The 14,880-nt window shown below is 43.1% G+C and carries 15 protein-coding genes; 2 read left to right on the forward strand and 13 right to left on the reverse strand.

What is annotated here, in order from left to right; translation table 11 throughout:
• The first annotated feature begins 8 nt into the window (after positions 1-8).
• On the forward strand, positions 9-1,568 hold the full coding sequence (guaA, locus tag QZ106_RS07395) for a glutamine-hydrolyzing GMP synthase (protein ID WP_295976053.1): 1,560 nt from the start codon (positions 9-11) through the stop codon (positions 1,566-1,568).
• Positions 1,569-1,771: 203 nt separating this feature from the next.
• On the forward strand, positions 1,772-2,971 hold the full coding sequence (locus QZ106_RS07400; protein ID WP_295976054.1) for a site-specific integrase: 1,200 nt from the start codon (positions 1,772-1,774) through the stop codon (positions 2,969-2,971).
• A gap of 29 nt (positions 2,972-3,000) precedes the next feature.
• On the opposite strand, the gene QZ106_RS07405 is transcribed toward QZ106_RS07400, so the two are convergent.
• Genes QZ106_RS07405 through QZ106_RS07465 form a run of 13 tightly spaced genes read right to left on the reverse strand, consistent with a single transcriptional unit; the run spans position 3,001 to position 14,827 of the window.
• Positions 3,001-3,771, reverse strand: coding sequence for a hypothetical protein (locus QZ106_RS07405; RefSeq protein ID WP_295976056.1), 771 nt, complete (start codon positions 3,769-3,771; stop codon positions 3,001-3,003).
• 2 nt (positions 3,772-3,773) lie between these two features.
• Positions 3,774-4,286: a hypothetical protein gene (locus QZ106_RS07410; protein ID WP_295976057.1), complete on the reverse strand. Its 513-nt coding sequence runs from the start codon at positions 4,284-4,286 to the stop codon at positions 3,774-3,776.
• A gap of 9 nt (positions 4,287-4,295) precedes the next feature.
• A complete protein-coding gene (locus QZ106_RS07415; protein WP_295976058.1) occupies positions 4,296-5,345 on the reverse strand; it encodes a hypothetical protein in 1,050 nt (349 codons plus the stop codon).
• Positions 5,346-5,377: 32 nt separating this feature from the next.
• Complete coding sequence (locus tag QZ106_RS07420) at positions 5,378-5,746, reverse strand: hypothetical protein (protein WP_295976060.1); 369 nt, start codon at positions 5,744-5,746, stop codon at positions 5,378-5,380.
• A 13-nt stretch (positions 5,747-5,759) separates the two neighbouring features.
• Positions 5,760-6,908: a hypothetical protein gene (locus QZ106_RS07425; RefSeq protein WP_295976061.1), complete on the reverse strand. Its 1,149-nt coding sequence runs from the start codon at positions 6,906-6,908 to the stop codon at positions 5,760-5,762.
• 53 nt (positions 6,909-6,961) lie between these two features.
• Positions 6,962-7,423 (reverse strand): enoyl-CoA hydratase, encoded by a 462-nt coding sequence (locus QZ106_RS07430; protein WP_295976063.1) that lies wholly within the window; start codon positions 7,421-7,423, stop codon positions 6,962-6,964.
• Positions 7,416-8,039 carry a hypothetical protein gene (locus tag QZ106_RS07435; RefSeq protein ID WP_295976064.1) on the reverse strand — a complete coding sequence of 208 codons (624 nt, stop codon included), beginning with the start codon at positions 8,037-8,039 and terminating at the stop codon, positions 7,416-7,418. Before QZ106_RS07435 ends, QZ106_RS07430 begins: the two co-directional genes overlap by 8 nt.
• Positions 8,039-10,030 (reverse strand): tail fiber protein, encoded by a 1,992-nt coding sequence (locus QZ106_RS07440; RefSeq protein WP_367259975.1) that lies wholly within the window; start codon positions 10,028-10,030, stop codon positions 8,039-8,041. Before QZ106_RS07440 ends, QZ106_RS07435 begins: the two co-directional genes overlap by 1 nt.
• Entirely contained in the window at positions 10,023-12,008 is a 1,986-nt protein-coding gene (locus QZ106_RS07445) for a hypothetical protein (protein ID WP_295976066.1), read from the reverse strand. Before QZ106_RS07445 ends, QZ106_RS07440 begins: the two co-directional genes overlap by 8 nt.
• The gene (locus tag QZ106_RS07450) at positions 12,009-12,359 is read right to left on the reverse strand and encodes a hypothetical protein (protein ID WP_295976068.1); all 351 of its coding nucleotides are present in this window, start codon (positions 12,357-12,359) and stop codon (positions 12,009-12,011) included.
• A 38-nt stretch (positions 12,360-12,397) separates the two neighbouring features.
• Entirely contained in the window at positions 12,398-12,886 is a 489-nt protein-coding gene (locus tag QZ106_RS07455) for a hypothetical protein (protein WP_295976069.1), read from the reverse strand.
• A 53-nt stretch (positions 12,887-12,939) separates the two neighbouring features.
• Positions 12,940-13,947 (reverse strand): N4-gp56 family major capsid protein, encoded by a 1,008-nt coding sequence (locus QZ106_RS07460; RefSeq protein WP_295976070.1) that lies wholly within the window; start codon positions 13,945-13,947, stop codon positions 12,940-12,942.
• Positions 13,948-13,972: 25 nt separating this feature from the next.
• The gene (locus QZ106_RS07465) at positions 13,973-14,827 is read right to left on the reverse strand and encodes a hypothetical protein (RefSeq protein WP_295976071.1); all 855 of its coding nucleotides are present in this window, start codon (positions 14,825-14,827) and stop codon (positions 13,973-13,975) included.
• Positions 14,828-14,880: the final 53 nt, after the last annotated feature.

Raw genomic sequence — 14,880 nt, forward strand, 5'->3', positions numbered from 1 at the left:
CTACAACCATGACCAACATTCACAACCATAAAATCCTCATCCTCGACTTTGGTTCCCAATACACCCAACTTATCGCCCGCCGTGTACGTGAAATCGGTGTGTATTGCGAGCTTTGGGCGTGGGATGTCACCGAACAACAAATCCGTGATTTCAACCCAACGGGGATTATCCTTTCCGGCGGTCCGGAAAGCACCACGGAAGAAAACAGCCCGCGTGCGCCAGAATATGTCTTTAGTGCCGGTGTTCCTGTGCTGGGCATTTGCTACGGTATGCAAACTATGGCAATGCAACTTGGCGGTTTAACCGAAACCTCTGATCACCGCGAGTTCGGCTATGCTTCCGTTTTAATGGAAAATACCACTGCACTTTTCGCTGATCTCAATGACGGCGATAACAAATTGGATGTGTGGATGAGCCATGGCGATAAAGTCACCCGCTTGCCACAAAACTTCCAAGTGACCGGCACAACACCAACTTGCCCGATTGCCGCGATGTCTGATGAAAGCCGCCATTTCTACGGCGTGCAATTCCACCCTGAAGTCACACACACTAAAAAAGGCTTGGAATTATTAACTAATTTCGTGGTGAACATTTGCGGTTGCGAAACCAAATGGACCGCCGAAAACATCATTGAAGACGCCGTTGCCCGCATTAAAGAGCAAGTAGGCGATGACGAAGTCATTTTAGGTTTATCCGGTGGCGTGGATTCCTCTGTGGTCGCGTTGTTATTACATCGTGCCATCGGCAAAAACTTACATTGCGTGTTTGTCGATAACGGTTTATTGCGTTTAAACGAAGGCGATCAAGTCATGGAAATGTTCGGCAATAAATTCGGCTTAAACATCACGCGTGTCGATGCAGAAAGCCGTTTTTTAGGCGAACTTGCCGGCGTATCAGATCCGGAAGCGAAACGTAAAATTATCGGCAAAGTGTTTGTGGACGTATTCGATGATGAATCTAAAAAACTCACCAACGTCAAATGGTTAGCACAAGGCACCATTTACCCTGACGTAATCGAATCTGCCGCCAGCAAAACCGGCAAAGCCCACGTCATCAAATCCCACCACAACGTAGGTGGCTTGCCGGATTATATGAAACTCGGCTTAGTCGAACCGTTGCGTGAATTGTTCAAAGATGAAGTGCGTAAAATCGGTCTAGCTTTAGGTTTACCGGCTGAAATGATCAACCGCCACCCATTCCCTGGCCCGGGTTTAGGCGTGCGTGTACTCGGTGAGGTGAAAAAAGAATACTGCGATTTATTACGCCGAGCCGATGCCATCTTTATCGAAGAATTACGCAACAGCGGTTGGTATGAAAAAACCAGCCAAGCCTTCAGCGTATTCTTACCAGTGAAATCTGTCGGTGTAATGGGTGACGGACGTAAATACGATTGGGTTATCTCACTACGTGCAGTAGAAACCATCGATTTTATGACCGCACATTGGGCACACCTGCCTTATGATTTACTCGGCAAAGTCTCCAACCGTATCATCAACGAAGTGAACGGCATTTCCCGCGTCGTGTACGACATTAGCGGCAAGCCACCAGCAACTATCGAATGGGAATAAAAAACCCGCTTTTCATAAAATAACATATCATTTCAAAAATAACCTTAAGCCCTGTATTTACAGGGCTTTTCTATTTCATCTTATTTCATTGTGTTTCGTGGTAGTTTATTTTTCTATCGGTAAATTTGACGGTAAAACCTTGAGCTTGTCAGAAAAAAGATCGAAAATACCGTCAAATTCATGACGGTAAAAGTGGACGTAAAATGCTAACAGATACAAAAATCAAATCTCTTAAACCTAAAGACAAAGTTTATAAAGTGGCAGACCGTGACGGGCTTTATGTGTCCGTCTCCACCGCCGGCACTATAACCTTTCGCTATGACTACCGAATCAACGGCAGACGGGAAACGCTAACCATCGGTAAATATGGTGCTGACGGTATAAATCTTGCAGAAGCCCGTGAGCGTTTAATGATCGCCCGCAAGCAAGTAAGCGAAGGAATATCCCCCGCCACTGAAAAACGTGCCGAACGAAATAAAATTCGTAATGCGGATCGCTTCTGTGTGTTCGCTGAAAAATATCTTGCTGATGTACAGCTTGCTGATAGCACTAAAGCTCTGCGTGTCGCTACGTACGAACGAGATATTAAAGATACATTTGGTAACCGCTTAATGACAGAAATCACAGCAGATGAAATTCGTAGTCACTGTGAAAAAATTAAAGAACGTGGTGCGCCATCTACAGCAATTTTTGTGCGTGATTTAATTGCTAACGTTTACCGCTATGCGATTCAGCGAGGCCATAAGTTCGCAAATCCAGCTGATGAAATTGCGAACTCTTCTATTGCGACATTTAAGAAACGTGAACGCGTTCTAACTCCAAGGGAAATAAAACTCTTCTTTAATACACTTGAAGAAACACAGTCGGATTTTGCGTTAAAAAAAGCAGTGAAATTTATCTTACTCACCATGGTTCGTAAAGGGGAATTGGTTAATGCCACATGGGATGAAGTGGACTTCAAAAATAAAGTGTGGACAATCCCAGCCGAGCGCATGAAAGCCAAACGTGCGCACAATGTGTATTTATCTGAACAAGCTATTGATTTGATCGTAGCATTTCAGATTTATTCGGAAGGCTCACCGTATCTTTTGCCTGGTAGGATTAATCGCAGACAGCCAATAGCAAATAGTTCATTAAACCGCGTGATTGCTAACTGTATTAAATTTATCAATAAAGACGAACAACGAATTGATGATTTCACTGTTCACGATTTACGCCGCACCGGCTCTACTCTACTACATGAAATGGGCTTTAATAGTGATTGGATTGAGAAGAGTTTAGCACATGAGCAACAAGGCGTGCGTGCTGTTTATAATAAAGCGGAATATGCCGAACAACGAAAAGAAATGATGCAACGGTGGGCGGATCAGGTTGATGAATGGATAAATGATAATAGTCTCTAAAAAAGATGGCGGAATTACCCGCCGTTTTATTAGAAAGTTCGTGGGGTAAATGTTGAAGGGGTGTATTGATTATGTTTTGCAGCCCACTCTTTTGCTTCTTCGGAAGCCTTAGCAAAATTCATTCGAGATTGTTCTTCCTGTTTTTGTTTAGCCAATTGAGCAACTTCTTTCGCGGAAAGGTTATTCATGTCAACTATGTTCCGCTGAGGTGGAGTTATTGTAGGTTTCACTTCTTGTACTTCCGGCACCTTTGGTTTTGGATTAAATAAATCCATATCCCCTCCGCTTGTCATGTAAAGCGCATTCCCCATCTGCTCTGCGCCTTTGAATGCAGCAATAGTATCAGGGCGTTTCAAGTAATTAGATCGCTCGTTGGCTAAGTTATTGATTCGCTCTGTAATGGCATCTTTCTGTGCTTTATCCTCTGTTACCGCCAGTTTTTCTTGAAGAGAATTTAACTGAGCATCATAAACCCCTAGGACTTGCATTGCCCCGGTTAAGTTCTTTTGCGCCTGAGAATTTCCATCACCTGAGTTGCTTCTAGAATATTGAGCAGAAATGCGCGCTCTTGCGGCAGCTTCGGAGATGGCATTGCGGGATCTGTGATCCTCCAATTCAAACTCATGTTGGAATTTTTTATCTTGCTGTTCAGCATCGAAAGCGCGTTGTTTATCAGATTCTTTTGTGCGCCAATCTAACATCTTGTCTGTTTCTTCGTTTTTCCAGCCTTGCTCCACATTTTTTACTATGCCGGTGCCGAGGCCTTGCGCCATTGCCGCCAAAATGCCACCAAAACCCATAACTACACCCCTTGCTGTTGCATTGTTTGTTGTCCGCCTTGCATTTGTGCTTGGCGTTGATTTTCCATTTCAGCCACTTTGTTGATCATGTCAACGTATTGCTGCTCTTCTTCCGGTGGCAAAATACCGTTTGTCGCTTCGCCGAATTCATCTAATGCATTCATCAAAATATCAATCAACACATCATCAATTTGTTCTTCAGGCACGCCGACTTGTTGCAATAATTGCATAGCCAAGTCTTTGGCCACCTGCATCATCACTTGCGGTGGAATGGTTTTGCCGTTTTGTTGAGCCGCTTGGAGGTTAGTAATCATCGCCGTTGCAACTAAATCTGCAATGCCGTCGACCGGTCCTTTTTGTTGAATGCGTTCTTGCGCCACATTTGCAATGGCATTCATGGAGTTTTCCATTAGCATTTGATACATTTGTGCCATGCTACCTTGTTGACTATTTTGATTTTGTTGCATTGCCTGTTGCGGTTGTGCTTGTTGTGTCATTGAATCTAAAATACCCATGTTTTACCTCTATTTAATGTAAACGTTTTTCCATAAATTGGTCAGTGTTGGAATGCCTTCAATGCGTTCTTCGTCATCCTGTTGTTTGGTTCGGGAATACATTGTATTAAGGATTCCTTTGTTATTTTCACTGCCTCCGGTCGTGTTGCGATTAAACTCTCTTTCTTTCTGCGCTTGTGCAATGCGCTCATCTCTTGCTGAGATTAATCCTTTCAACGTTTCACGACCGGGTTGTTTCGCCATATCTCGCAAAGCAGAGTTCACTTGATAATTCTCAATCCCATTATTGACCACTGCACCGACCGGCGACCCTGTTGCAAAAGAAAGTAATCCCCCAGTAACACTTCCTACCCCCCTCGTCCATTTGTTTCCTGTTGAGTTGTATTTATCACTGAGCTCATCCTCCAGTTTATTGATCTCATAGTTGTACACCATCTTGTCATCAATAGACGGGAGGGAATTAATGGTTTTACTTTTTACGTCATCAAACCGATTAACAATATTCCCTAGATTGCTTAGCGTTTTACCGGCGGCGGCCTTACCGAGGGTTTCTATAGCACTGCTTGCGGGCATTACGGTATCGGCAACATTTTTTACCATGTTTCCAATTCCGTTAAATGCCTGTTTTCTATTGGTTAACTCAAATAGATCTCTTTGAGCGGCACTCGCACCAACTTTTCCTGCGTTCACGGACTGTGCCGTATTTGTTGGCAGTGTTGATTCTTTTTTTACGCCATCAATGAAATTATTCCAGGTATCAGCATATGGGGAATTAATAAGCCCTGATTGTGCCAATGTATTATTTGTTAGAGAGCTATGTTTATTTGAGCCAAGAGAATTTCTTGTGTTGTTTACTGCACCACTGATTGCGCTCCTACTACCACCCCATCCATTCGTGTTTCTTTCGTTAAACTCATTAGTATATGCTTCATCCTTCCCGTATTTAGAAAGATGGCGATCCATCCTGTCCCTTGAGTTTTCATATCCACCGCCACTTTCATGTTCTGACCATCCTCCACCAAGATCACCGGATCGTTCATACCCGGCATTATCCATCATTTCACCGAAACTATCCGATATTCTGCCCATAACTAACCACCTTTCGCCTCAGTGAGTTTCTTCATTTCTGTCAAAATCCCGCCGTTCGCTAACCCTGGTGCTTCATCAACCGTTAGACTGCGATAGGATATATCTGTATCCGGTACAGTAGAGTATTTTGATTTCATTTGATCCTGCAGATTGAGTAATTCCCGTTGCTGTTTCATCAAATCTCTGCCGGCTTCTTTTTGTGCAAAATAACCACCGATTCCGGCAACCGCATTCCCTAATAAATTTGTTGCCGCTTTGTTTTTATCCATCCAATTAAGCGCATCGGTTGCCCAACCGTTTGATTTCGCGCCATCTGCGGTAGAATCAAATGCGCCTGTAATTGCGCTCCATGCAGTATCCCAAAATGCCATAATCAATTACCTCCTAATAAACACCTATGTTTGGCACACCCAAATTCGGGAATGACGACCAGTTCTGTCTTGTTGTCGGGATGCCTTGCATGAATCTCGACATGAAATTCATTTCAGAATCACGACTTTCTTTCAGCATATTGATTGCTTTCTTTTTATCTTCCTCCTTCATCGATGTGTTATTTAACACGGCAGCGATTTGTGCATCAAAGTTGTTCGTTATTTGTTGTGCAAAATCAATAGACTTTCCGATGGTATTTGCAGAGACTTCAGCATTGAGTCTCTGCATATTGTTGCTATGATTAATATTAGCCAAATCACGTTGATGAGTACGATCTAATCCTGCTTGTTCAGCCGTAAATTGGTTTTGTTGTTGGTTTAGCCTACTTTGGTTTTGGTAATTCAAGTCGGCTTGGAGTTGGGTTAAACCACGCTGATGAGTGCGATCTAATCCTGCTTGTTCAGCCGTAAATTGGTTTTGTTGTTGGTTTAGCCTACTTTGGTTTTGGTAATTCAAGTCGGCTTGGAGTTGGGTTAAACCACGCTGATGAGTGCGATCTAATCCTGCTTGTTCAGCCGTGAATTGGTTTTGTTGCTGATTCAACCTACTTTGGTTTTGGTAATTCAAGTCAGCTTGCAATTTAGCAAGATTAGTTTGTTGAGTACGATCTAATCCTGCCTGCTCTGCGCTGAATTTATTCTGCGCTTGGTTTAATCGACTTTGATTACTATAGGCTAAATCAGACTGTAACTGCGCCATACCACGCTGATGACCTCTGTCCAGTCCAGCTTGCTCAGCGGCAAATTGGTTTTGTTGTTGGTTAAGTTTACTTTGGTTTTGGTAATTCAAGTCAGCTTGCAAGCGTGTTTGCTTTTCGGTAAAAGCGTTCTGCGTATCTTGACTTGCAATCGGCATGGCAGCATCTAACATGGCACGCTGTGCAGCCTCTGCCCCGGCGGTTGAATTTTGTAATCCTCGGTTAGCCGCGATACGCTCGCCTTTGGCTGCGGCAGATCTCATTAATAACGAATTACTATTGAGGATGTTTGCCACATTGCTTGCCATAGTTTGTGAGTTATCTTGTGGCGGTGTTTGTGAAATGGTTGGCGCACGAGGTTGTTTTTTGTTTAGCGCCTCGGTCATTGAGCCTAGAATTGACATATATTCTCCTACAAAAAAAAGACCGCACTTCGGCGGTCTCTTGTTGAAAATTTTTAATGATTACTTACTTTGGTAAAAATAACCGAAAGCTGATTAGGGGTGAAATACCATCCGCTTTCACCACCATGAATAGCATTAAAACACCATTCGCTACAAAAATATTTACTACGCTTTTGCTTAACGCCTAACACAATCCCTAATGCGCCCCACCAGTCATATTTCGCACCGCAAGTGCGGTTGAAATAAGCTTTAATTTGATCTTCACTTACATCATCAAGTGATAGCAAATCCCATTTCGATGCGTCAGAGACATCAATTCGCTTACAACGCACACCGCCATCTTGCACTGATGATGAATAACAGTCATAACCATTCGAACCCCGTTCAACGGCAATTTCGCAGTGAGAATAGGTCCCTTTAGTGAAAAAGCGCGTTATTCGATCCGCAATGAACTTTATTGGCTCTTTAAGCCAACTACGCTGGTGTTTATAAAGTGCCAAATAAACTTTAGCCATTTTGGTAAGCCTCCATGAGTAGATCCATCTGCTTAACGATGTCATCATAAATTGACTGCAATTGCTCAAGTTTGAGATTTGGCCGCTTAAGTTCATACTTACGCATGCGTTGGTTGGCGAGCTCAACCTGCAATTTTTCAAGACCTGCCGCTTGCGTCAAAATTAAGTTTGTTGCGGCTTTATTATTAAGCCCCGCACGCCGCGCAAAATCAGTGATATAACGACTGCACTGACCCTCATAATTTGCGGATTTATACGCTTCCGCCGCCGCTTGGCGCTCACGATATTCACTTTCGAAACGTGTCCATGTGCTGTATATTGCCGCGGCGTGAGCATCAATGTTTGCAATAAGTTGGTTTTGAGTGTCCGATAAAAGCGCGGCCTGTTTTGAGGGCGAAATTTCCCACTGTAATGTGTCAAGATTCAATTCGTACGCCGCACTTGGTTGTGGATCGACTAATATAGGTTGACCAGATTTATCTTCGATGATTTGTTTCCCTTGGGATTGGCCTTCAAGCAATTCAAGATACTTATCTTCCCTGATCTCAACCGCACTTTCCGGCACATAACCACCATTTACATCATCAAAAAAACCATCTTTATAATAAATAGCCATTATTTCCATCTCCCTATTGCAAAAAATTGGAATCTGACATGAACAGGAAACGATACAACCCCATGTGTTGTTATGGCTCGGTTGTAATAACATACTCGGTTGTTGGATGTTACAAATATATTTGCGTAACAAGAGAGCGTTTCGTTTGATGACATAACCGTTTCAAAAATCAGAGGAGATCCTACAAATGCTTGTGCCCAGGTAAAAGATTTGTTCGATTTTGGTTGAATATCTTGATAGTCTCGCAAAGTTTCTTGCACAAAATAGGTTTGCCACATAGTCCCATCGGGGAACCGGTATATTTCAAAATTCCCAACCTTGGAATATTGGAAATCCTCCAAGAGTGCAAACGTCCCATTTTTGGTAGGTGTGTTGATGGCATAAAAATTACTGCCATTATTTTTATTGCGTCTAATTAAACTAAATCCGCCAATTTCATTCGATTCAACAAGTAATTCATCTTTCTTGCCAGGTCGATTTATTTTTAGACCACCATAAGTATCGGTCGATGTCTCAACATATCGGTCAGTTGTTTGATGCGATAAAGAGAGTTTTTTCCCGCTCTTTAATACGACATCCAAAGAGCGTACATTGCCGGAGGTATAAATGCCGGCAGAATCAATAGAAACCAAAAATTCATTTGAGTTTGGTCTGCCACCTAGGTGGATTGAGCCATTATTATTGAATCCTATCCCAGTTACTTCGTTGCCGATGAAAGCATCGCCGATAAATCTAATCGGCATACCCCACGAGTACCCTCCTATTTTGTAGCTTTCTGTCGAATCGGTAAATGATATGGTTCCTCTCATGCCGCCGCCATTTTTTAATACGACATCTTCTACATAAGCAATTGTGCCGTTTTTTTTGGGCAAAGATGCCACTGCGACGTTTTCGCCGTTTGGTTGGCGATATACGAATGTGAGCATATTACTACTGGATTTAGGATTGCCTTCTAGTCGTAGATAATAGTCATCATTGTTGTAAAAATTAATGCCGATGTAATCACCTTGTTTAAATGACAGATTGCCTGTCATCGTATCGCCTGATTTATCGACTCTGGTGTTTACGTTATCATTTGCTGAATTAGCAGTCCGTTGTGCATTGTCTGCAGCGTTTTTTGCTTCAACGCCCTTGTCGTAAGCTGTCTTTACTGCTTTTGATGTCGCTACATTATTTTCGTCATTACTATTAACTGATGATGAGCGTTTGTTAAGCGGGATATAGTTATTTAAAGCAAGTTGCACAACCGCAATCATTTGTGCGAGTTTCTTGCCAGCTCGTGCGGATAATCCTAGCTTATCACTGTCGATTCCGGTGTCATCGGTGAGCTGCACGATACCTGCCTGTGTACCGGATGCGCGAGGAACATTAAGGACTTTCTCATATTCAACTTCGCCATCAGCAATGCTTTTTGCTCTATCCGCTGATATTTTTGCTTCTTCCGCTTTTTGTACGGCGATGTTTGCGTTGGTTTTAGCAGATTGTTCTGCAGCAGATAAATTTTGGGCTGATGTGGCGGCTTTTGAAGCATAGTGATAGGCGGAATATTTATCGCCGGAAACAGGCTCATCAATCGGATTCGATGCCCATTTGCGGGCCCAATCTTCCGATTCATCGGCGGATTGACTACTTGTCGCCGCAGAGGTGGCAGATTGAGTGGCGGAGTTAGCCTGATTGATCGCGGTTTGTGTATTTGTTTCAACGGTCTGTGTGTTTTGTGCGACTTGTTTTGCTTTAGCTATGACATCATCACGTGCATTATTCACACTGGCTTCTGTTTCCGTTAGCATTTTAAATGGGACAGGGTGATTCGGATCGGTTGGCTCCGGAATTAATGGACTTACCGCAAAGCCTTTTCCATCATCACGCATTTCAGGAATTCTTTCAAAACTTGCCTGAATAGCATCAAATTCGTCTGATACGGCTTGCCCATCCGCTTTTGTGTATGGTGTGAATTGGTGTGTTCGCTTATACCATTTTTTTTTAGACACGATAGTTTCTCCGTGCAATGTAATTTAAAATAAGACCACTAATTTCAAACTGCGGTGAATAAATAGAGGAGCCTGAAAACGATAAGGCGATATTGCGGCTGTAGCCGGATAAGTGGAATGTCGGTGCCGAATAGTCTTCCGCAGACCAAAGGAAGTCGTTCCATAGGGAGTCGTTCCAACGCCCTCCTCCACCGGCAATTTGTAAATCTTTGCCAAGTGTTGCTGCGTGGTAATTGGAGTTATAGTCGAGATCAAAGCGATAACTTAACTTGGATTTCCCTTCGGTTGTCGCCTGTAGCTCTGCGCTATGCCAGCTCTTAATTAAAGTCGGAGAACCGCAATGATTAAATGCCATCTTCACAATCCAATCAATTTGCTTGCCCGAAAACGAATGACAATTATCAGACTGGCGATAAACCTTGCCGTCTTCAAATGCCATATAGACGTTATCGGGTGATTGCCATAAACCTTTGAGCGGTTCAGGGTAGGTGAAAAATGTGCTTCTTGTTGTGCCGTCAGGCTGAAACATAATACACAGATGATGACCTTCGGCAGAATAAAAGCGGATCTGATTGGACTTCGGTTTAGTAGAGGAATAAGCAATATTGTAATGTTGTTTATCAAAACCAAGTTTACGATTTGCATCTACTTCACTTAATCTAAAATCACCAAATTGTTCTGTCTGATCAATTCTTGTTAGGCCGTTCCGGCTAATAGCCAATGGCACGAAAGAGGTTTGCAGTGTGTTTTGGTGAATGCCGACAGGGGAAATATCTTTCAGTACCCAATCATCACGACCAGAACCATAGAGACCTGCCGTTTTATTTTGGCAACCCACGATAAGCACACCACCCACTGTCGATGCAAGTGCCGTGATTTCATCACCCAATCCAAATTGTTCAGAACCTAACAGCACAGACCATTGATTAGGATGACCAACAAGAGAGTGTCCTAATTGCCCACCCGGAAATGAAGCAAATAAATGGTTGCGATGTGCGCAAATATATTGTGGGTTATCATTGTTCACCAAAACGGGAACAATCACGCCATTTGGGCGCACTTCAATGACCTGCTCCCCATTACAACCGTAGGCGTAAAACGTATTCGATCCACCATAAAAATTATGGTAGATGATTTGCCAGCTTTTACCTTTTGAAAACGTTACAAGATCGCAAGTTTCCACTGTGGCAACGGTGATACCATTAACCTGTAATGGCTGATTAGCTGTAACGGATTGCGACAATACGGCATAGCCTGACGTGCTATCAGGCGATAATGTAACGGAGTAAATAACCCCTTTAACATTGCCGGAGGTAAAATTAGAGTTATCCAGTAAGTTTTCAGGCTTCACCAAATTTTTCAATTTTACGAGATAACTTGCTGGAACAGGCGACCAACCGTTATTTGAACTGATAAACGCACCGCACTTTTCGCCGTTATCACGAAAGGCGATCACCTCTCCATTAAGTTCAATCACGCCACGAATTTTATCCATTCCGGGAACTACCGAAACGGAATCTACACCGAACTGAAATGCCATACTTCGATAGCGCAAGTCATCTTCAAGTTCGCCATCAACGCCACTATTCACATAAGTGGCAGTGAGATTTACGCCGTTGACAGTGAGATTTACGCCGTTAGTAATGTTGATGGGTTTGAGAAAGGTGACCACAAAAGCATTATCCAGTACGTCAATAATCCGGTATTGCTTTCCTTCATATACGAATGCTTTGTTGCTAAACCTGTCTTTATCATGGATGTCCCCGACAATCAAAACTGCATAGCTCATTTCGGACGGTATCATTTTCCCATCAATACATTCATAGCCATCAATGCGAGAAAAACCACCGCCATAATTAGGCTGCACATTTAATGCACTGGTCGCTTCACTGTTTGCTTTTGCAATCGGTGGTGTGGTTAAATCCATACCCCCACTGATCGCAATAAACTGCGATTGGATTCGCGGAAGTTGTGCCATTTATTTGCCTAAAGATGGGGTTGGTAAGAATTGAGAGCAGAACAAATGAAGATATTTATCCCATTCATTCTGACCGCGCATGACTAATTCCTGCGCATTTTGAGATAAAGCCTTGCCTTGCATGGCATAGTACACAATCGCTATGTGAAAATGTTCAGGAATGAAAGGCGTATCGGAGGAAGTCTCTAACTGCTGTAAATGATCCGCAGAAAAGCCATCACTCCAAAACGATTCATTCCATGGACGCAAGGATTGAATATCTAACCACGCTTCACGAATTGCATCAACATACTCAAGGTTACGACCGGCTTGATTGGTAACGTTATACGGACCTTCGCCTGTATCGTTCATTTCACGGCGTAACCTTTGAGCAAGTTGTAGGAAATTCATTAGGCGTTACCCAAAAAATGAACGTTGTAATTCTGCACTACGGTTTTTGCGATTTCGCCTTCTTTAGTTTGTGATCCAACGATGCTTTTTGCATCCATCAACAACTGATAAACCGGCTCAGGAACCACCAATTCTTTTTCACGCTGCATTTGAAAAGATCGACCATTTAGCCATACAATCACGTCTTCTGCACCATCAAAACCAAGGCCAGTGCTGATTTTAATTCTAACTTTTGGGTAATCATCTAGGTTATCGCTTAATGCAACGGAAGTTTGCGCAGAATCTTCTTCGGATTGTGTTGTGAAAATTGATTTTGGTATTAGCTCAGCCGGACGCAATAGTCCGTTATTTTCTTCAAACTCCAAAATCGCATTAACTAAATCGTCTTTGCTATCTGAATCCTTCTTTTCCAAACCGCACTGCTCTTTTAAGTGATTAATTAAATCGCTTTTTTTGCTTTTGTCTAAATCGATAAATGGATAACTCATCTTTCTACCTTAAATAAAAAGCCCTGAATTAACAGGGCTTATTGGGTTACATTTTAAAGTTCAGAAGCCGCGCATTCGATACGCGCCAACCATGCTTGATTCAGGATTAGTGCCGCATGCCATGTTTTCCAGCCAACAGAACCGGTCTGGCCAAGTTCATCGCCATGTGACGGTGCCCCCGGATTACGCACTTTGATTTCTGCCGATTCCTTGCCTTTCAACGGCACAATACCAAATGCGTCTTGTGCTAACACAAGGATTTGATAAACGTCTGCATTTGTGCCAGAGGTAGACAACACTTTTTCACTACCTTTTGTTGCGCCGGCATCTGCCAACGGTGTAAAAAGCGGCGTCGTGATAAAGCGGATGTTTTCAACCGACCCAAATTCATATGGAGAGACTACAGATCGGCTACCATATTCAGCCACAGATTTAAACCCTGGTAATTGACGTAAATCCGGCTCTAGGTCAGTATGGCAGATTGCGACGAAAGAGGCTTCGATCGGTTTTGTTCCGATTTTGATAGACGCATCTAAAATGGATGTAATTTTTTTGGCACGGTTATTCATTAACGTGCGCACAGTTTGACGAAGTTTTGCTAATGAAATTGGTTTATTCACCGCATTACGTGCTACACCATTTGCATAGACAACATTAGTGCCACCTGTAATTGCACCAAAAGTCAAAAGTTCTACGGTTTCCGCGGCTTGTTCGCCAGAAAGTTTAGTTGCGTCTTTCAACACTTCATCTTCTTTAGTGTCTTGGATAACATCTGTGATTTCTGCCCATGCACCGTACTGTTTGAGGGTGGTTTCTACATCCTCATATTTAATTTTTTGGGATTCAGGGCGCACTCCCTCAGTTAATGGGGTGAGTGCTGGTTTAAACGGAACAGCACGACGGAATTTAATTTTTTGGCTAGCATTTTTCGGCATAGGTTTAACTTGTCCGAATTTGCTGATTACCAAAATTGGTTCGGCGTGTGCTAACAAATTAGCAATGGCATAGACGCCTGTCTTTTCTGAAATATCACCATATTTAGTGACATTGGTTGAAGGCATAAATCATTCTCCTCAAATGAACTAACTATCGCCGCTTGTCAAATTCAGCAGCTAATTGATTAAATAGCACATTCTCATCCACTTCACCGCCACCTTTCGGTGCAGCACGACCTGTCGGAAGTGACATGGCGGACAATTGTTGAGAGCGTTTATTACGTTGCTCAGTGATGGAGGATGTCGCACGTTTGTACTCGTTGAGTAAATAAATCGCATCTTGCGGATCGTCAGAGCTAAACATTGCTTTAACGCCATTTGGTTGCGTATCTACCCAACGATGGAACATTGGATCGCGCAAGATATTATCGGCATCAGGAACCGCTTGAGTGACTAAAGAGATTGAGCCGTCAAGTTGTTGCTGTGCAAAATCTTGCACGTTGGCATCCACCATTTGAGCAATCGGGGCAGAAATATCTTCAAGACGTTTGTTTTGACCGGCGACAAAGCGGGTCAAGAATTCAGCGACTTCGGGATAATCAGCACGCAAACTTTCAAGCTCACTATCAAAGGTAGTTTGATTTTGTTTGAGCTGTTCCAAAGCAGCTTGTGCCTGTTGATATTTCTTAGAGAGCGCGCCAACACGACCGCGTTGAGACTTAGCCATGTGTTCATAGCGCTCTTTATCTGCTTTCATTGAGCGGAAGTGTTCTTTCATTTCATCAGTGGCATTTTTCAACCATTCAGGTTCTTCCTCTTGCGCAACCGGCTGTTGCGGGGTGCTTTCTTGAGGAGGGTTTTCCTCACGCTGATCAGGCGTGGTCTGAACATTGTCATTTGCGACAGACGGCTCGTTGTTGGCAGTTAGTCCACCTGATTCAAGTTGATTAGCGGCTTCATCAAAAGCGGCGTCAGCATTAAATTCTACGGTGTCTTGATTTTCCATGTATTACCTCATTAAGCGGCATAAAGCGGCTTGTGATAATTCGTTGATAATAA

The sequence above is a fragment of the uncultured Aggregatibacter sp. genome, from assembly GCF_901873365.1.
In the GTDB taxonomy this organism is placed as follows: Bacteria; Pseudomonadota; Gammaproteobacteria; order Enterobacterales; family Pasteurellaceae; genus Aggregatibacter.